General features: G+C 34.4%; 19 protein-coding genes. 5 read left to right on the top strand and 14 right to left on the bottom strand.

The window, feature by feature from the left end:
• Nucleotides 1–75 precede the first annotated feature (75 nt).
• The gene (locus A8143_RS13215) at nt 76–480 is read left to right on the top strand and encodes a pyrophosphohydrolase domain-containing protein (protein WP_066759380.1); all 405 of its coding nucleotides are present in this window, start codon (nt 76–78) and stop codon (nt 478–480) included.
• Nucleotides 481–600: 120 nt separating this feature from the next.
• Nucleotides 601–1,005 carry a MerC domain-containing protein gene (locus A8143_RS13220; protein ID WP_066759298.1) on the top strand — a complete coding sequence of 135 codons (405 nt, stop codon included), beginning with the start codon at nt 601–603 and terminating at the stop codon, nt 1,003–1,005.
• Between the two features lie 6 nt (nt 1,006–1,011).
• On the opposite strand, the gene A8143_RS13225 is transcribed toward A8143_RS13220, so the two are convergent.
• The 14 genes from A8143_RS13225 to A8143_RS13290 all read right to left on the bottom strand — a co-directional run bounded on the left by A8143_RS13225 (nt 1,012) and on the right by A8143_RS13290 (nt 15,538).
• Complete coding sequence (locus A8143_RS13225; RefSeq protein WP_066759299.1) at nt 1,012–1,632, bottom strand: DUF2306 domain-containing protein; 621 nt, start codon at nt 1,630–1,632, stop codon at nt 1,012–1,014.
• Nucleotides 1,633–1,758: 126 nt separating this feature from the next.
• The gene (locus A8143_RS13230) at nt 1,759–2,628 is read right to left on the bottom strand and encodes a LytR/AlgR family response regulator transcription factor (RefSeq protein WP_066759300.1); all 870 of its coding nucleotides are present in this window, start codon (nt 2,626–2,628) and stop codon (nt 1,759–1,761) included.
• Nucleotides 2,629–2,702: 74 nt separating this feature from the next.
• Nucleotides 2,703–3,851, bottom strand: coding sequence for an alpha/beta hydrolase-fold protein (locus tag A8143_RS13235; RefSeq protein ID WP_066759301.1), 1,149 nt, complete (start codon nt 3,849–3,851; stop codon nt 2,703–2,705).
• Nucleotides 3,852–3,933: 82 nt separating this feature from the next.
• The gene (locus A8143_RS13240; protein WP_066759302.1) at nt 3,934–4,284 is read right to left on the bottom strand and encodes a hypothetical protein; all 351 of its coding nucleotides are present in this window, start codon (nt 4,282–4,284) and stop codon (nt 3,934–3,936) included.
• A gap of 5 nt (nt 4,285–4,289) precedes the next feature.
• Nucleotides 4,290–4,931, bottom strand: coding sequence for a hypothetical protein (locus A8143_RS13245; protein WP_066759303.1), 642 nt, complete (start codon nt 4,929–4,931; stop codon nt 4,290–4,292).
• Nucleotides 4,932–4,996: 65 nt separating this feature from the next.
• Entirely contained in the window at nt 4,997–5,632 is a 636-nt protein-coding gene (locus tag A8143_RS13250) for an outer membrane beta-barrel protein (RefSeq protein ID WP_066759304.1), read from the bottom strand.
• Between the two features lie 174 nt (nt 5,633–5,806).
• Nucleotides 5,807–6,406, bottom strand: a complete 600-nt coding sequence (locus tag A8143_RS13255; RefSeq protein ID WP_066759309.1) for a class I SAM-dependent methyltransferase — start codon at nt 6,404–6,406, stop codon at nt 5,807–5,809.
• 8 nt (nt 6,407–6,414) lie between these two features.
• Nucleotides 6,415–7,413 (bottom strand): NAD(P)/FAD-dependent oxidoreductase, encoded by a 999-nt coding sequence (locus A8143_RS13260; RefSeq protein WP_245676511.1) that lies wholly within the window; start codon nt 7,411–7,413, stop codon nt 6,415–6,417.
• Nucleotides 7,414–7,487: 74 nt separating this feature from the next.
• Complete coding sequence (map, locus tag A8143_RS13265) at nt 7,488–8,261, bottom strand: type I methionyl aminopeptidase (RefSeq protein WP_066759314.1); 774 nt, start codon at nt 8,259–8,261, stop codon at nt 7,488–7,490.
• On the bottom strand, nt 8,248–8,955 hold the full coding sequence (locus A8143_RS13270) for a hypothetical protein (protein ID WP_175437544.1): 708 nt from the start codon (nt 8,953–8,955) through the stop codon (nt 8,248–8,250). Before A8143_RS13270 ends, map begins: the two co-directional genes overlap by 14 nt.
• Nucleotides 8,956–8,980: 25 nt before the next feature.
• Nucleotides 8,981–9,376: an iron chaperone gene (locus tag A8143_RS13275; protein WP_083261386.1), complete on the bottom strand. Its 396-nt coding sequence runs from the start codon at nt 9,374–9,376 to the stop codon at nt 8,981–8,983.
• 83 nt (nt 9,377–9,459) lie between these two features.
• Nucleotides 9,460–11,415, bottom strand: coding sequence for a DNA topoisomerase (ATP-hydrolyzing) subunit B (gene gyrB, locus A8143_RS13280; protein ID WP_066759383.1), 1,956 nt, complete (start codon nt 11,413–11,415; stop codon nt 9,460–9,462).
• Between the two features lie 185 nt (nt 11,416–11,600).
• A complete protein-coding gene (locus A8143_RS13285; protein WP_066759318.1) occupies nt 11,601–13,550 on the bottom strand; it encodes a DUF3857 domain-containing protein in 1,950 nt (649 codons plus the stop codon).
• Between the two features lie 2 nt (nt 13,551–13,552).
• Nucleotides 13,553–15,538 (bottom strand): DUF3857 domain-containing protein, encoded by a 1,986-nt coding sequence (locus tag A8143_RS13290; protein WP_083261387.1) that lies wholly within the window; start codon nt 15,536–15,538, stop codon nt 13,553–13,555.
• A gap of 204 nt (nt 15,539–15,742) precedes the next feature.
• Here A8143_RS13290 and A8143_RS13295 point away from each other — a divergent pair, with 204 nt between their 5' ends.
• Genes A8143_RS13295 through A8143_RS13305 form a run of 3 tightly spaced genes read left to right on the top strand, consistent with a single transcriptional unit; the run spans nt 15,743 to nt 18,178 of the window.
• A complete protein-coding gene (locus tag A8143_RS13295; RefSeq protein WP_066759320.1) occupies nt 15,743–16,807 on the top strand; it encodes a 2Fe-2S iron-sulfur cluster-binding protein in 1,065 nt (354 codons plus the stop codon).
• A 48-nt stretch (nt 16,808–16,855) separates the two neighbouring features.
• The gene (locus A8143_RS13300; RefSeq protein ID WP_066759321.1) at nt 16,856–17,545 is read left to right on the top strand and encodes an SDR family NAD(P)-dependent oxidoreductase; all 690 of its coding nucleotides are present in this window, start codon (nt 16,856–16,858) and stop codon (nt 17,543–17,545) included.
• Nucleotides 17,546–18,178 carry an MOSC domain-containing protein gene (locus tag A8143_RS13305; RefSeq protein WP_066759322.1) on the top strand — a complete coding sequence of 211 codons (633 nt, stop codon included), beginning with the start codon at nt 17,546–17,548 and terminating at the stop codon, nt 18,176–18,178.
• Nucleotides 18,179–18,202 lie beyond the last annotated feature (24 nt).

Here is an 18,202-nt window from a genome sequence, read left to right on the forward strand (position 1 = left end):
AGATTGTTAGTAAAAGCTGTTTCTTCAACCTCATATTATTTATACTTGGATTATCTTTATCAAAAATATAAAATAATGGGAAAAGACATCACTTTAAAGAACGTTATTCAACATGTAGAAAAATTTCATGATTCGTTTGGAATTGAAAACAAATACGCCCCAACTGCTGAAATATCTGAACAAGAAGGCAAGCTTCGTTACGACTTAATGCGTGAGGAAAATGAAGAATATTATGAAGCTGTTAAAAACGGTGATTTAGTGGAGATTGCAGATGCTTTAGGCGACATGTTATACATTTTATGTGGTACAATATTAAAACATGGAATGCAAGATAAAATGGAAGCAGTTTTCGAAGAAATACAGCGTAGTAATATGAGTAAATTAGATGCAAATGGTAAACCGATTTATCGTGAAGACGGCAAGGTTTTAAAGTCGGATTTATATTTTAAACCAGACATAAAATCAATGATTGAAAATTAGACTTTTTAGTTTATTAAAACAGGGGGAGTTCAACCCTCTTTTTTATTTGCAACATTGATGCAAAAAGTTGCGCAAACCTGCTATATTTGTCAACCAATGCAAACCTAAAAGCAAATAGAAATGAAAATCGCTGAAATAAAACCTGATGCTGTCGGAGCTTTTGCAAGTCTACTATGCATAATCCACTGTATTGCTACCCCTGTAATTTTTGTGGCGCATGCCTGCTCAATACATGAATCCGATGTTACTCCCTTATGGTGGTCAGGTATCGATATTTTATTCCTTGGTATCGCTTTTTTCGCGATTAAGCATGCTGTCAAACACCAAACAAAAAAAAGAATAAGTTTAGCGCTATGGATTAACTGGTCATTGTTAGCGTTAGCCGTACTTAATGATAAATTCGTATTTTTTGAACTCCCCCATTACATTAATTATATATTGGCGATTTCACTGGCAATTCTACACCTCTATAATCTAAAATACTGCAACTGTAAATCAGATCAATGCTGTATGCCCGTTAAATAAAATATATTATCCAACATTTTCCTTTTTAAAAGCAAACCTGTAGTTCCAATAATTCAGAATTGGCACAAAAACTATGGTTGGAGCAATCCAAACGATCCAATTAAATTCACCAAGGTTAATATTAACAACTAAAAATGCCGTGAAAGTTCCGATGTACGCTCCAACCTTCATACTAATATGCTGCACCAACCATTCAATTCTTTTTAATTTTTTATTCTTATTAAGCAGAATAAATGATCGCAAATACCCAAAAAACAAGAAGATTGAAATTCCTCCAAAAATGATCAGAACGATATTGCCACCAATCACCATAGCAAAACCGTTAAGGACAGAAATAACTGCTATTGCAACGTCATACCATTTAAAAAGAACCGATTTTGTTTTAACAGTTCTCCAACCGGCAAAATTTTGATAAAAGACAAAAATTCCTACATGCAATAAGAATAGATTATTCTTAATCACAGACAAGTACAGTGCTGTTAACACCACACCATTCATTGACCAAAAAAAGACTCTTCCTAAAAGACGATGAAACTTCGTACCTTTCTTTTTAGTCATTATTAAAGAACCAACAAATAAAGCTATAAAGCCTGTTAAAACATGCGCAAACAAAATTATATTTTCCATGCTATTTTTTATTTGCAAATCTAAAGTTGTTGAATGCAGAAAGAATCAACAATCGATATTTTGGGAGGAATGGCAAAGAAAAAGTGGTGAATGGAAATGAAATTGGCCAATGGTAAACCTCAAGGTTTATATTAAGAGTCTTTTTTTAATTTCTTCATTTAACTTTCGAGAAACCGGTACCTTGATATCAGTAAAATAGAGTGACAGTTTATATCCTTGAGCATTTCCTTGAACCTCTTCGACTTGGTTAAAATTCACTAGATAACTTTTGTGACAACGGAATAAGTGATGGTATTTCTTAAAATCCTCTTCTAATTGTTTTAGTGTATTTCTGATGATGTATTTTTCATTTTTTGTATGAATTTCAAGATAGTTATCCATTGATCGAATAAATAGTAGATTATCAATTTTGATGTCTATGTTTTCATTTTTGTTTTTAGATGTTAGCGTAATTACCGATTGAATGTCTTTCGATTTATTTCGGATACCGTTTCTTTGCTTATTGAGCCAGGCTGAAGTTTTTGCATATTTGGCGTAATCATACCTTTCTCTTAATAATGCTATTACAAATATTGGCAGTAAACCAACGCAAAAGGTATAGAATTGGAACCTAAAATAGATATTCCAATTAAATACACCAGAAATCATAAATAAAAAAAAGGCACTATTAACTGCTCCGATGGTTAGAACGTTTAACAAACTGTAGAAAACCTCTTTCCATAACATCCAGTTTTCATTTTCGAAAAATTGGTAGAAGAATTGAGGAATGATGACATTCAAAATAAACATCACTCCGAAGGTTATACTTCCGAATCCCAAAGCAAAAACTTGCCAGCCTTTTCCATAGGTGCTAATTTGAAATGGTTCAAAGACAATTAGAAATAATGCTACAAATCCTCCAAAAACTAAAGCTTGGGTCGACCGAAATGCGATACTTGTATTGCTATAAACCGGACGTTTAAATGTTGATTTAAGAACTTGGTATATTTCACTCATCCTAACTCTTGAATAGCATTAAATTTAAAAATTAAATGAGAGCTAAGTTAGTCTTTAATTGAAAACATCGTGAATTACTCCAACAATTCCAATTCCTTCAATAACTCACTTTTTTCTTCTTTTGTGTGAATTTCAGAATGATTGAGCACATCTAAAAAACGTTGTTTTGTTTCCTGATTAATCTTTCCATTCATTTGATATTCCGCATCCAATATAAACAACAATCCATCCGCGAAATTCGGATATTCTTTCATTAAAATTTCCCATGCTTGAATGGCTTTCGGATAATCCTCTTCGCCGTAGAAATACCAACCTTTACCATTTAGGTAGCCTAATGAGCCGCCAATTTTATGGCCGTAATAAGTCTTAATAAATTCTTGATGTTGGACATACTTTTCAAGATCTTTAAAATCATTATCTAAGTAAATATTTTGGTATTTACTCCACTCTTCAAAAATTGTGTACAAGGCTGAATTAATTGTTAAACCAGGAACCACGTTGTGATCAGCTTCTGGAAAGAAAGTTCCCTTAATGATTAAATTAGGGTTTGATGAATAATCAATATGTTTTTTCATACATTCATACTGATCTTTAAACACCTCCCCTATTGCAAACTGATAAAACTTTTTTGAAGTTAGTTCAACGTTTGCTAGTGCCGCGATTGAATCACAAAGATTTACATTATCTTGTTCAAAAAAGGGGTCCATGGCTATTACCGCATTTAAATCATTCAATCGACTATGCATTAAAGCGGTGGTGAAATAACCGTACCTTGAATGACCTATAAGTATTCTGAATTGACTTCCATTCAGTTCATTCTCCACAAATGGTAAAAGCTCTTCAAAAATAAAAGACTCATTCGCAGCCGCAAGACCATTTAAATGAGATGCAAGATGTGTAGTTTCAGCTCTTCTATGTTCGACTGTCGATTCAATTCCAATAATAATTGAAGCTGGCATCTGCTCATTGCTTGTTAAATAGTCAATTGAATTGATGATATAGTTGTGACTTCTTGGATTCTGGCGGTCAAAAATTAAAACTACAGGAAACTTCTTATCCACATTTTTTTGCCATTCAAATGGCACTGTGATCGTAAGTTCCCGATTGTATCCAAGCGCTAATGACTTAAAAGTTGTATCAGAATACCTTTTATACCTTTCATAGTCCTGACACCATGTATTAAGCTGACAAAATATTACAAATAGAAAGAATAAAGAACGCATGGGTTAATTTTTAAATTCACGAAGTTATACCGTATACAGTTGTCGAGCTAGAATGATAGAATTATTTGATTGATTTAATCTATTATTCATGCTGTTTTTCTAGTAAATACTCCGTGTATTCTGTATCTAAAATTTTATTTTTATTTGATTGAATTACTTGCCAACCTTGTTCCCCTAAATAATTTAAGATATCAATGTCGCTTTCAAATTCAAGCAGCCCGTTGTCATCATGAATTTTGACTTTTTCATTCATGTTCTCAACTTTTCCTGCTAACGAATGAGATCCGTTTTTACCAATATCCACATATACTTCATAGTCATATTGTCCAAACTTTATCTTGTATTGCACCCGAACTTTAAGGTATTCATTTATGTTTTGAGCATAAGAACTAAAATTGCCGAGCACTATTAAAAAAAATAAAAAAGATTTCATTACGATTAAAATTTATATGTAACACCTCCATTAACGAGCGGTCCACCTAAACCAAATTCCACATTAACGGCCCAATTATCATCAATAAAATAACGCAAACCATAATGAACTCTCGCATTCAAAGGTAGTTTAAAACCTTCTTGTTGAGAGGCATTTGGATCATTTGAGTAAAAGCTACTTAACGAAAAATTCCCACCTCCAAGAATACCTAGGTAAGTATCTAATCGATCAGTGCGTAATAAGTGAAAATTAAAACCGAACAACCATCTAAAATAATGCCATTTTGATTCATAATCATATCGTCCAACGCTCCATGTATCGGTATCACCATCGTAAATATCATATTCGCGCTGTGCAAACTCGTAAAAATAGCGATAATTTAACGAGGCTATAAAACCGATTCGATCAGACATCAAAAACTCTGATTTTACCGTAAATTGTCCTATGCCTCTTGACTTTTCATTCAAAACTGAACCGAAACCACCATGTGAAATCCCACCTAAATTACCTAGAACAGGTTTAATATTTGGGTACCCAATATTTAATTCTAACACTAAATCTTTGGCTTCAAGTACTTGAGCGTTAACTTTTGGAACACAACAAAATATTGAGACAAAAAGCACAAATAAAATTTCTTTTAGACGCATAACGAATTAAATATACAAAAAAGAGGAAGCTTGGTTGCTTCCTCTTTTGAAATTTCTTTGAAGTGTTAAAATTTCAATGACAGACCAGCAGAAAATAATGGTCCGCCTAAACCTAACTCTCCGTTGAGGCCAATATTATCAGTAAAATAGTATCGCATCCCAATTGCAATTCTTGCAGAAGCTGGAAGCGTTGTAAGTTCATTGATAAAATCATCATCATACCCTTCAAGCTCCGTTTTTAAACTATAGTTTCTTCCATTATACCCAGCAGCGAAACCAACATAAGCATCTAATTGATCCGTTGTTGCGAAATGATAATTTAGTCTTGCCAATACTCTTATTCTTGTCATTTTAAGGGTGGTTTCATATTGATTAGTTATACCCTCAGGATTTGTGGAATCTACATCGAATGTTGCGCTCCAAGTGTTATAAATAAAATCAACTCCAACCCCCAATTTGTCCCCTACCATGTACTCAGCTCGAAGACCTGCAGGTCCAACTCCTCCAATTTTAATTCCTTCGGCATCCTCACCTGCAGAAGTTACAATTGCTTGGGCAAAATATTTTCCAAAATTTGGTCCTCCATAATAAGGGTCAATAATAATAGATCCTTCTTCTACCTGAGCATTAGCACTAGCTCCAAAGCCAAGCAATAAAGTTAGAGCGAATGAAATTTTAATCAGACGTTTTTTTAAATTCATAGTTTATTTTTTAGTTATTGTATACGGTTTTTTTAACTAATCGAAATATAAAGGTAATTCATCATTGAAAAACACCATTTTGTCGACCAAGATATTAAAACCTTTTTTGGTTTCCAACTCCCTTCCAATAATTAGGCCAAAAAAGAAATAATAATTGTTCATAGATTGGTTAGTCTACTCTTTCAAACATTTTATCAAAAACATTTCCTGTCCTTCATTTATTGGCTCGATTGATACAATTCCATATCCCGAAAATAAACTTTTCAGCTTTTTCAAATCAAAAAACTGAATGTATACACCGGGGTGTGTTTCAAATCGATCCTCGCTAATTTGTTCTCCCTTACCATAACTTAAATCGTGTTTGGAAATTCCAGTGAATGTCATAATTCCACCCATTTTCAATTGATTATAACATGCGTTAATAAATTTTTTACACTCAACCTGATCTAACAAATGAATTAATCCGTGACAATAAATCCCATCAAAGACTTGTTTATCAAAAGGCATTTCGGAGACTGAACCTAAATGAATTTTAAGATTTTCGTTCCATTCTTCAGAACGCAAATTCAATGCTGATTCTGAAATTTCAATTCCTGTTACTTTTGCCCCATACGTCAAAAAAGGGAGAGCGTTTCTACCGTATCCAAAACCAGGGATAAGAATATTAGTAAAGTTTTCATTATTAAACAATTCACTTATTATCAAAGCCGAATTTGCAGGTGTCAATCCCCACATTTTCTTTTTTTCTCGAAAATGACGTTCCCAAAAATTCATCGAGACTTCTAAAAGTTTTCGTGGATAAGTTCCATATTAACAACAGCACCAACTTTGTTTCCTACTGCTACGGCATTTGCCACAGATCGCATAAAAGTGCAGTTATCCCCCGCAGCATAAATCCCTTCGACAGAAGTACGGTTCCATTCATCTACCTTGATAAAACCAGCTTCATCCAAATCGCAACCTGTTGATTTTATGACAGATGCTTGTTCAAACGGTAAGGCAGCGTATGTCGCTTCAAATAACAGTTCAGTTTTATCAGAAAAAACTACAGCCTCTAACTTTCCATTAGTTTGTTTAAATGCTGAAATTTCTTTATCCACTACATCAATTTGGTGATTTGCAAGTTTTTTTAAATCATCATCATTAAATTGAGGCATTCCATTTGTAAGAATTGTTAAATGTTTAGTGAGGTTATTCACCATTCCTGCTAAATGCATCGCCTTATCACCATTAGCGATAATTCCCGTATATTTCTCTTTAAACTCATAACCATGACAATAAGGGCAATGAATGATTGAGTTCCCCCAAGCTTCTTTAAATCCCGGCTGTTCCATTAAAACATCCTTAATACCAGTTGCCAGTACTATTTTTTGCGATAAAAAAGATTGGTTATCGGATAAGGAGATTTTAAAACCATTATCTACTCTAACAACTTTATTTGCCATTCCATTTACCCATTCAACAGTATTGTATTCAAGAACTTCTTCTTTGGCTTTTTGAGAAATAGCTGCTGGTTCAGCTCCATCGTGGGTAATAAAATTATGAGAGTGTGGGGTGAATCGATTACATGGTTTACCACCATCAATAATCAACACTTTTCGAGTGGATCGTCCGAGGGCCATTGCAGCTGATAAACCTGCATAACTTCCTCCAATAATAATTACGTCATACTTTTCTTGATTCATTTTCATTATTTTAGATTGTTTTGCCCAAAGTGGCAATTGAAAATTGATAACAATACCCGACCAAAAAATTGTTTTAAGTACGTTTCTCCTTTTCATTAGTCTGTTTTACGAATTGAATCGTAAAAATAATGAAAATATAAGTAATGCAACAATGTTGCACTAAAATTTAATTAACTAGCAGCCTCCCATATTTCATTCTCTGCAGTAAGAACAATTGGTTTATTATCTGTAATTAGAATAGTATGTTCGTGTTGTGTGACATAACCTCCTTTATTCCCAACTAAGGTCCATCCGTCTTGTAATTCAACAGCTATAGTTGATTTAGTTGAAATAAAGGTTTCAATTGCAACTGTAGTATTCTTTCTGAATCGTTCACCATTCATACGAACACGATAATTGAGAATATTTTCAGGCGCTTCATGTAAGCTCAAACCAACTCCATGGCCAGCGAGATTCTTAATAACTTTAAAACCTCGTTTCTTCGCTTCTTTTTCAATCAAACCACCAATGTCAGAAATTTTAATCCCTCCACGAGTGGCAAAAATTGCTTTCCTTAAAATAGCTTTTGAAGCATCTACAAGCGGTTGATGATTGTACAAATCCTTTCCTAGAACAAACGAGCCTCCATTATCAGCCCAAAAACCATCTAGTTCTGCCGAAACATCAATATTTACCAAATCACCTTCTTTCAAAATCTTGAACGGTGAAGGTATTCCATGCGCAGCTTCCTCATTCACACTAATACAGGTGTAACCAGGAAAGCCATAGGTCAAATATGGCGCTGATTTAGCTCCAAATTCTTTCAAAATTTGTCCGCCAAATTCGTCCAATTCTTTCGTTGACATACCTACTTTAGCATGTTCTCTCATTAGCTTTAGCGTCTTTGCAACTGCTTGACTTACGCGTTGCATTCCTATTAATTCAGACTCTTTAGTGATTGACATTTTTTTTCTTTTTTAGTGCTTTTAATATTTTTTCCTTCTGCTCATCATTGGCTAATTGCCAGATAAGTGCATTGTTATTATTAATGTATTTGAATTCTATTGACTGCTCAAGGTTACTAAATTTTTCACCAATCAACTTAATCAATTTACGAGAGGCGCGTTTCATGTATGTATTCCATATAACAATCACAAAATAGTCAGGGTCGACTTTACCTACATTGTCCGCGGTAGTTTTATCTATGGGGTGAGCAGCGTTAAGAAAGAAATCATAATTTAGGTGATGTTGATTCAAACTTTCAATTTTAGTTTTTGGAGGAAACTGATTAAAGGCTCCCCTACTATTCCAGTCCATTGGAATTGGCGGGTCGAGATAGCAATTGACCGTTTTAAAAATTTCAATTCCTTCCCGATCAAATACACGTAATTGCACGGGTTGACTATCATCTTTGGCAACCCTATAAATTTGTTTTAGGGCGATTGAATCTTTTTTGTCTATTTTTTCAAAAATTGATTTATAGTACTTTTTTATTTCATGATAATAAATTGATGTATCCATTATCCAAGCCTGTTCAAGTGGGATGTCAAATTTTTTACACTCTTTTTTTAAATCTTCTTCTGTATAAAACTCTGGCGTACTATCCACACCTAAAATTACACGGTAAGCCACTCTGCAACTGAACAAAAGTGCAGTCAAAAGGAGAAAAATTAAGCTTGAATCTTTAACCATTTAAATTAGAATCATGAATTTCGTTCAACCTGAATTGAACCATTTTGCGTATTAAATCCTTGGGTAAGGGTTTGTTAAAAGGGAATTGAATTGACCCTTTACCTGTTTTAAAACTCTTAAGTTCAGATTTAAATGCTTCAATTGTTGTGGGAAAAGGATAAAAACCAATAAATTTTGCATAAGCCGCAAACATAATTTGATGGTCCCTTTTTCCATTTGGAACTAAGGTATAAGATGGCACCTTATAGTTTAAGAGCTCCTCGGCGTCAGGAACGACTTCTTTAATTATGGTCCTTATTTCATTTAATACATCTTGCGCTTCAACAGATTGTGAACGAATATAATCGTCAACTGTTTCAAAAGTGGGCATTTTGCCTTGTTTCACCATAAAATTAAATTCCGTTAAGCTAAAGATAAAAAAAAATGCCTCAACATATCTGAAGAGGCATTTATGAATAAACTCAAAATAAATCAAGTATCGATATTTGCGTATTTCGCATTCTTTTCGATAAATTCCCTTCTTGGAGCTACTTCGTCACCCATAAGCATAGAAAAAGTTCTATCACTTTCCATTGCATTTTCAATTTGGACTTGGCGCAAAGTTCTAAATTCAGGGTTCATTGTTGTATCCCACAATTGTTCCGCATTCATCTCTCCAAGACCCTTATAACGTTGCACACTCACACTTGAATCAGATCCTGAACCTTTCATATCCATAATTAATCGATCGCGTTGATCATCATTCCATGCGTATTCTGAACGTTTTCCCTTTTTCACTTGATAAAGTGGTGGAGTCGCAATATAGACATAACCTTTTTCAATTAGCTCTTTCATATATCTAAAAAAGAAAGTCAATATAAGCGTTTCGATATGAGATCCATCCACATCGGCATCACACATTATAATGATTTTGTGGTAGCGCAGTTTTTCTAAATTCAATGCCCGTTCATCATCTTCTGTACCAACTCGAACACCTAATGCGGTATAAATATTCTTTATCTCTTCATTCTCAAAAATCTTATGCTGCATTGCCTTTTCAACATTCAAGATTTTACCTCTAAGCGGCATAATGGCTTGAAAATGTCTATCTCTCCCTTGTTTCGCAGTACCTCCCGCTGAATCTCCCTCAACTAGATAAACTTCTGATTCTGCCGGATCTTTTGAAGAACAATCTGCCAACTTACCTGGTAAACCACCTCCTGTTAGAACATTTTTACGTTGAACCATTTCACGGGCTTTCCGCGCTGCGTGTCGCGCTGTGGCAGCAAGAATTACTTTTTCGATAATTCTTCTCGCGTCTTTCGGATGCTCCTCTAAATAGTCCGTCAACATTTCTGAAACAGCCTGAGATACTGGAGCATTAACTTCTCTATTTCCTAGTTTTGTTTTGGTTTGACCTTCAAATTGCGGTTCAGCAACCTTCACTGAAACTACAGCCGTTAATCCTTCTCTAAAATCATCTCCCGCAATTTCAAACTTTAATTTATCCAGCATCCCAGATTCTTCAGCGTACTTTTTTAACGTACCTGTTAAACCTCTTCTAAATCCAGACAAATGAGTTCCTCCCTCATGGGTATTGATGTTATTAACGTACGAATGAAGGTTTTCAGCATAAGAAGTATTATAGATCATGGCAACTTCAACCGGAATACCACTCTTTTCACCTTCAATATGTATCACTTCTTCGATTAAAGCCTCCCGTGATTCATCCAAGAATTTAACAAATTCACTTAATCCTTCTTCTGAGTAGAACACATTTTGTTTGAAATTGCCTTCTTCATCCTTTTCACGTTCATCAATAATAGTAACCGTGATTCCCTTATTTAAATATGCCAATTCACGCATACGAGCAGCAAGCGTGTCATAATTGTAGGTAAGTTGATCAAAAATTTGTGGATCTGGAAAAAATGTAACCGTCGTTCCATTTTCATTCGATACACCATCTTCTTTTACAGCATATAGAGTTTTTCCACGTTCATATTCTTGACGCCAAATTTTCCCTTCACGATGAACTTCAGCTTCTAAATGACGAGATAAGGCATTTACAACCGAAACACCAACCCCGTGGAGACCTCCTGATACTTTGTAAGAATCTTTATCGAATTTACCTCCAGCACCAATTTTGGTCATAACAACCTCCAAGGCAGACACCTTTTCTTTAGCATGTAATCCGACAGGAATACCACGACCATTGTCTGACACTCGTATCCCGTCTCCTTCAAGAATTGTTACTTCAATTCGATCACAATGTCCTGCTAATGCTTCATCAATCGAGTTATCTACAACCTCATATACTAAGTGGTGAAGTCCTCTAATTCCTACATCACCAATATACATTGAAGGGCGCATACGCACGTGCTCCATTCCTTCTAAGGCCTGAATACTATCTGCACCGTAACCGCCTTTTTTACTTTGTTCTTCGCTCATAAATCTTTTTAAATTTACCTCTAAATACGAATCAAGAAGTCGCATTTATTCATCTCTACGAGTGTAGACTCGCAATAAGCAAAGATACAAATTCAGATTCTTAAAAACGAAGATGTTCTTGGCATTTGAAAGTAGTTTTCAACATGTAATTAACAATTAATTCATCCAATTGGATTGATTTTATTTTATTGTTCCTCAATCAATAATTTAACCTTCGTTAATTCATCATGAAAGTCAAAGACTTTAATTATATCTTGCTTCAAATCAACCGGGTATCGTTGTTGTTTATATTCATCTCGAACCTTGTAAATCATCTTGTTTTTTTCAAGTTTTAAGTTCGAGCTAATCTGAATGGATTCGATGTCCACCAAATCATCAAATACAGGAATGGCGTCTGTATTCAACAAATTAACGTCATTTGGAAAGTTTATTTGGATCTCTTTACTCCTCACCAGCGCATGAGCAAAGACAAAATCAAACTGTTTTCTATCCAGCTCTTTTGGATCGACATATTCCTTAAAAAACACTCCAAAATCCAGTATAACCATTTTGTTTGCACGTTCAAACAAAGGAGCATGCATGGACGTGACTGTTCCCTTAACGATTAAAGGTTTGTGGAAAGCATCCGCTGAATTAGCATGTTTTATTTCTTTTAATTCGTATCTCGAATTGTTCTTGAAAATATCCAATAGCTCATCGTGCACCTCTTCTTTTTTCTGTTTATTGTATACTTGGTAATAAACTTGATGTTCACCTGCTTTAAACCCTTTAATATAACGCTCAATAGTGATATCTGCTGACGCGTAGTCGTCATGTACATTAATGACAATTACAGTGCTATCGCTATTAGAGGCTGATGGAGTTGTTTTAATGGGCTTGATCGTTCCTTCCAGTTTATCATTCAGGTAGTTTTTCTCCATCTTAAAGAAAAGACCGTTATTTGGAGTCCAATCATGATCTAAATAACCGAGCCTTGAACCAAAATCTAATGGTGCGAGGTATTCGTCAATTCGCGGGAAATAAATGAAATAATTTTGCATAAACTTATCGGACTCTATCTCATCAGAAAAGTAAGAATCGTAACGGTCGGAAACAAGACCAAATTCAAATTCGATTCCTACAAAACTTAATAGCCGCATAAATAAATTCATGGCTCCAATCCCATCAGATTTACCTTGTTCAATAATTTCATAAATACTTAAATCGCGCTCTCCATACCCTACTAGAAAATCATTTTTCATGTAATTTTCTATCTTTCTGATATTATCAATTTCCTTATTCAGCCTAGAAACTCCTAAGCGATTAGACAATTGTTCTAAAGCTTTTAAATCTTTTTTTGATAATGAATAAGCAAAGGCTCCTTTTGCATATGAGCTGTATGAATCATAGGGAGAATAAGTTTCATCTACAGTTCCTTTAATGCTGCTCAAAGAAGCATCTAATCTCATACATACGTTGTTATATTCTGAAAAATATTCACTTTTAAGTGCTGGAATTGTATCTAAATGGATCCAATATTCATTTTTTTGTAGGATAGTATCCAGTAATTGAGGTTCTGGAAGTCCGTTTTGCGAGAGCAAGTTGAAATAAGTATCAATTGGAGCAATTAACCTAAAGTCAAAATCATAAATCGGCATTTCTCCTTGAAACAAAAATTGTTCTCCATTATACGATGGTGCCATTCTTAATGAGTAAAATATCTCAACCTCGTCTCCCAATTCCAATCCTGAAATTGGAAAATATTGATAGTTCTCCCCCTCTTCTTCACTGTAAAATTGTTCGAGATCAACATCTACATCAATCACTTCGTTTGGTTTAATAACCCGAGCTTCAGCTTTCATGATGCCATACGCATTTTCCATTGGAATATAAACTTTATTAAACTCCTCAATAGCTACATCAGCATTAAGTTTAACACGATAATGTTTTGTTTTATATTTTACGTGACCAACATATGGAATATAATCATATTCAATTGTCATCAGATATTTCGTGTAATAATAGAGCTGCTTAGTTCCATCATCCGTTGCGTAAGTTGATGCCTCACCCAAATCATAATGCTTATGAAATGGATATTGTTGACCCCACGAATTTAGACCATAGCTCGCCAAGAGAAACACAAAAATTACACGCATAATTATTTTATTTTTTTGAGGATAATGTTTTGAATTGTTGACGCATTTATTGCATCTGCCATCTTGTTCCAATCTTCGTATAAGGCTGGAGGAATTTCTAATAAATGATATTTATAAGTGTGGTTTACCACAATTTTAGTCTCTTGCACGCTAAATGTTGATTGGTAATGAAAATATTCACTCTTAAATGAAGTTCCAATTGGAATATAATCGATTTCATACCCTTTTGGTATTTCAAATTCAAAAGTATAATCAACCACACGATGATGGTTTTTAAATCGCGCTAAAGAATGGTCTTTTTTGTTATACTTTGTCAACCTTGGTTTAAAAATTGTCGGATTAAAAATCAAGGCGCTGTCATGTCGAATAAAAGGATCATCAGTTGCAAAATCATAAGTGATTTTTAAAGGCTTTTTTCTTTCATCGAGATATTCAATTTTAAAATCATTTAACTTAAACCGATTTAAACCTCCAAGGGTTATTCCTTTAACATAATCGTACAAATCTTCATCATCCGAATTATTTAAGCGATATGTTTTTCGCTCTCTTTCATAACCGCTAAAAGAATCTTCGCCTGATCCTCTGAGGGAGTCTATACCATCCCAGTAATAACGTATGGTACTTTTCAAATAATTGCTATCCGCTTTTACTGGAGGAACAACAAATAGGGTAAATTCATCGACTCCATCATGAATTAATAAATCTTTTCCTTGGATTCCTTTCGGTGGATAGAAGATCGAACCTTCAGAAGAAGTTGCATCTAAATAAAAATAAGAACTATCTTCTTTTTGAACAACACAAATTACATGATTACAGGCCAGCGGTGTTGGGATTTCGCTCATCAAAAAAGGTATATCTCGTGTACCAACCCATGCAACTTTTGCACCATCTATACCAGCATGAGACAACATTGCAACCAATAGGTTTCCCATATCTTTACAATCCCCATAGCGATTGGAAAGTGTTTTGCTGCATGAACGGGGTACATACCCATTAATTCCGTCCTCAAAAGCAATATATTTAATATTCGCTTGTACCCATTTGAAAATTGTATCGATTGTTTGAACCCGCCCCTCTACTCCGAGAAGTAAACTATCAACCAAGTCTTCCATTGGTTTATTCTGTTCCAATTCAGCGTATTCCTCTCCGCCTTTGTGGATTTGATCACTTAACAATAAAAATTCTTGAAAATAACTGTGTAAATCATCAACAGAACCGATCAATTTTTCCACTTTATCATTCTTGTTGTAAGACTCAATTTGAGCAATTAAAAAGGGGATGTGATTTTTCATGTTAGTTGCCCCTTTTTCTTTTTCAAACGCTTTTACTTCTTTCACTCGCCAGGTCGACACCATTCCTTTTTTTGATTCTTCTTGATGCTTTACGATTCCAAAATCATGAAAATTTCGTTCGTAAAATTTCATCTTCACTTCTATGGGATAATGTATTTCCACTTGTTTATCAACTATAGGGTAATGTGCCATAAAATTGAATGAACCAAAAAATTCTGGTTTTTTAATCCTCTTTTTATATGAAATTACTGTTCTATACCCTTCCCCTAATTCCTTTAAATCAAACACTAATTCCTTATCATCATCATGAAAGACCCAACTACTTGGTGGAGAATCTACCAAATTAAAATCGTCTTTTTTTAACTTAAATTTTTTACCTTCATTGGTGTAAACAGTTACATCTACAGAAACAATATCCTCAAAAAACTCAGAAGTATAAATTGCATCGCTTGTATAATACTTTGCTGTTGGTTTCAAATACAAGACTTCTTCCGTCCAAGTTTCAAATATTTGTAAATCAGCCGTTTTTTTATCCAATTCTATTTCAACTATTTCATGTTGACTTAAAATTACGGCGAGGTTTTCCGGAAATTTTTTTTTATAGTTTGAAACTTCTTCCAAATCATAGGAAAAGCAGAAGCAAGGAAACGTAATAAAGACTATTAGTAAGCCTTTGAGGTAATTTATCTTTTGCATTGTTTTGAGTAAGGGATACCGAACAGTTGTCAAGTATCATCAATAAAGCTTAAAGATAATGATTGAAATTTAGATTGAAAAAGAAAAACTTAAAATAGATGACAATAATATTTCAAATATTTACATCAAACTGTTAAAATTTCTCTCTATTCATTCACGGTTTATAAAGATTATACTGTTATTTTTACGCAAAATTTTAGAAATATGAGCACGTCGTTTTACAATTTAAAAGTTGCTAACATTAACAAAGAAACTGCAGATACAGTCTCGATTACATTTGATGTACCGGGCACTTTAGCTGGTGAATTCAAATTTGAACCTGGTCAATACTTAACGTTGAAAACATTGATTAACGGTGAAGATGTAAGACGTTCTTATTCAATTTGCTCTGCCCCACATGAGCATCAATTAACAGTAGCGGTAAAAGAGATAGAAAATGGTTTATTTTCATCTTTTGCAAATAATACGCTAAAATCGGGTGATGAATTAGAGGTAATGCCTCCAATGGGAAATTTTAAAGTAAACCCTAAGCAAGGTAATTCAGCGCATTATGTTTTTTATGCAGCTGGTTCAGGTATTACACCTGTATTATCTATGATTAAAGCTATTCTCAACGAAGAATCTGAGAGTACGATACAATTATACTATGGTAATAAAAACACTGAAAGTGTAATCTTTAAAGATGAACTAGATGCATTGTCATCGGCTAATGATGGATTTAAACTGACTTATATTTACAGCCAAGAAAATTCTGGTGATGCTTTGACAACAGGAAGAATTGATCGTGCAAAATGTGCAGAATTCTTCAGTAAAGATCAAGCAGGAAAAGCAATAGCTGGTATATATGCTTGTGGACCTGAAGAGATGATTATGACTATAAAAGACTTTTATTTGGCAGAAGGAATCGATAGTAAAAAAATACATTTTGAATTATTCACAGTTTCTGTTCCTACGGAAAATGTTTCAGTTGAAAGCGGAGCTCCAATAGAAAGTCAAGTTACAGTAATAATTGATGATGAGGAATATGAGTTTGAGTTGAATTCGAATGGAACAAATATCCTTCAGGCCGCTCAAGATGAAGACGCTGATGTACCTTTTTCATGTAAAGGAGGTGTTTGTTGTACTTGTCGAGCAAAGGTTTTAGAAGGAACAGTGAGAATGGATTTAAACTTTGCTTTGGAAGAAGATGAAGTTGAAAACGGATTCATTTTAACTTGTCAAGCTCACCCTACTTCCGAAAAAGTTGTTGTTTCTTTTGACGAATACTAATCGATACAACATCATCACCCAATTGATAATTTTATCTAATTTTGGGTTATGAAAAACATAGTTATTATTGGTGGAAGTCGTGGTATTGGAAGTGCTTTGGCAGAATCTCTAAGTCAATCACACAACGTACTTGTACTGGCTAGAAGTGTCGAGAAACTTGTCGACTTAAAGAAAAAATGCAACACAGGCAATTTGAAGTTTGGTACACTGGATTTAAAGGCAGAGAATCTAAAACAAACTTTACACAATTCTATTTCAGAATGTTTTGATTCTGTCGATGTACTCATAAATAATGCAGGTTTCTTGATCAATAAGCCCGTGCTAGAATTGACGCCTGACGAAATAAACACAACTTTGCAAACCAATGTATCTGGCTTACTACAATCCTGCCAAGTTACAATCCCCTTTATGACAAACGGTGGACACATCGTAAACACTGGTTCTATGGGAGGATTTCAAGGAAGTTCAAAGTTTCCAGGTTTATCAATTTATAGTGCTTCAAAATCTGCGGTCGCTGGTCTATCCGAATGCCTTGCTGAAGAATTAAAAGAACTAGATATCCAAGTTAATTGTCTTGCGTTAGGTGCGGTTCAAACAGAAATGTTGGAAGAAGCTTTTCCAGGTTACCAAGCTCCAATAACTGCCCAAGAAATGGCTGAATTTATTGCTGACTTCAGTTTAAACGCGAATAAATGGATCAACGGCAAAGTTATTCCAGTATCAATTTCAACACCTTAAATGAAAGTTCTTAGCGTAAACATTGGTGAAAAAAAGACCGTAGAATGGCGAGGTAAACAAGTAACAACAGGTATTTTTAAACGACCTGTAAACACTGCTATCTGGTTAGGTAAAACTGATGTTGTTAAAGACCATGTTATAGATCGCAAATACCATGGTGGAATTGATAAAGCATGCTATATATACTCTGCGGACCATTATTCGTATTGGCGGAAAAAGTTTCCAGAGGTTGATCTTCATCCAGGTTTTTTTGGAGAAAATATTACAGTTGAAGGATTAAATGAAAGTCAAATTCAAATAGGCGATATTTTTCACCTCGGCGATGCTCGTGTTCAGGTTTCACAGCCTAGACAACCATGTTTTAAACTTGGAATAAGGTTCGATACTCAAAAAATAATAAAATCATTTATTGCTGCTCCATTCCCAGGGATTTACGTTCGAGTTATTGAAGAAGGAGCTGTGAAAGCAGGTGATCAGATGCACCTATCAGAACGATTGCACGATTCAATTGGTTTGTTAGAGGTTTGGCACCTCCTATATGATAAAGAACCCAATAAAGAGTTGCTTGAATTTGCTGTAGATTTTCAGCACCTCGCTGATTCTTGCAAAAAAGATTTAAGAAAGCGACTTTAAATCTAAAATCACTTTCTTTCAAAA

Origin of the sequence: Crocinitomix algicola (genome assembly GCF_001661595.2) — a bacterium.
Taxonomy (GTDB): Bacteria; Bacteroidota; Bacteroidia; order Flavobacteriales_D; family Crocinitomicaceae; genus Crocinitomix; species Crocinitomix algicola.

Coding starts and splice junctions, on each gene's coding strand:
- A8143_RS13215 (WP_066759380.1), top strand. CDS start 76: ATGGGAAAAGACATCACTTTAAAGAACGTTATTCAACATGTAGAAAAA.
- A8143_RS13220 (WP_066759298.1), top strand. CDS start 601: ATGAAAATCGCTGAAATAAAACCTGATGCTGTCGGAGCTTTTGCAAGT.
- A8143_RS13225 (WP_066759299.1), bottom strand. CDS start 1,632: ATGGAAAATATAATTTTGTTTGCGCATGTTTTAACAGGCTTTATAGCT.
- A8143_RS13230 (WP_066759300.1), bottom strand. CDS start 2,628: ATGAGTGAAATATACCAAGTTCTTAAATCAACATTTAAACGTCCGGTT.
- A8143_RS13235 (WP_066759301.1), bottom strand. CDS start 3,851: ATGCGTTCTTTATTCTTTCTATTTGTAATATTTTGTCAGCTTAATACA.
- A8143_RS13240 (WP_066759302.1), bottom strand. CDS start 4,284: ATGAAATCTTTTTTATTTTTTTTAATAGTGCTCGGCAATTTTAGTTCT.
- A8143_RS13245 (WP_066759303.1), bottom strand. CDS start 4,931: ATGCGTCTAAAAGAAATTTTATTTGTGCTTTTTGTCTCAATATTTTGT.
- A8143_RS13250 (WP_066759304.1), bottom strand. CDS start 5,632: ATGAATTTAAAAAAACGTCTGATTAAAATTTCATTCGCTCTAACTTTA.
- A8143_RS13255 (WP_066759309.1), bottom strand. CDS start 6,406: ATGAATTTTTGGGAACGTCATTTTCGAGAAAAAAAGAAAATGTGGGGA.
- A8143_RS13260 (WP_245676511.1), bottom strand. CDS start 7,413: ATGAAAAGGAGAAACGTACTTAAAACAATTTTTTGGTCGGGTATTGTT.
- map (WP_066759314.1), bottom strand. CDS start 8,261: ATGTCAATCACTAAAGAGTCTGAATTAATAGGAATGCAACGCGTAAGT.
- A8143_RS13275 (WP_083261386.1), bottom strand. CDS start 9,376: ATGGTGAAACAAGGCAAAATGCCCACTTTTGAAACAGTTGACGATTAT.
- gyrB (WP_066759383.1), bottom strand. CDS start 11,415: ATGAGCGAAGAACAAAGTAAAAAAGGCGGTTACGGTGCAGATAGTATT.
- A8143_RS13285 (WP_066759318.1), bottom strand. CDS start 13,550: ATGCGTGTAATTTTTGTGTTTCTCTTGGCGAGCTATGGTCTAAATTCG.
- A8143_RS13290 (WP_083261387.1), bottom strand. CDS start 15,538: ATGCAAAAGATAAATTACCTCAAAGGCTTACTAATAGTCTTTATTACG.
- A8143_RS13295 (WP_066759320.1), top strand. CDS start 15,743: ATGAGCACGTCGTTTTACAATTTAAAAGTTGCTAACATTAACAAAGAA.
- A8143_RS13300 (WP_066759321.1), top strand. CDS start 16,856: ATGAAAAACATAGTTATTATTGGTGGAAGTCGTGGTATTGGAAGTGCT.
- A8143_RS13305 (WP_066759322.1), top strand. CDS start 17,546: ATGAAAGTTCTTAGCGTAAACATTGGTGAAAAAAAGACCGTAGAATGG.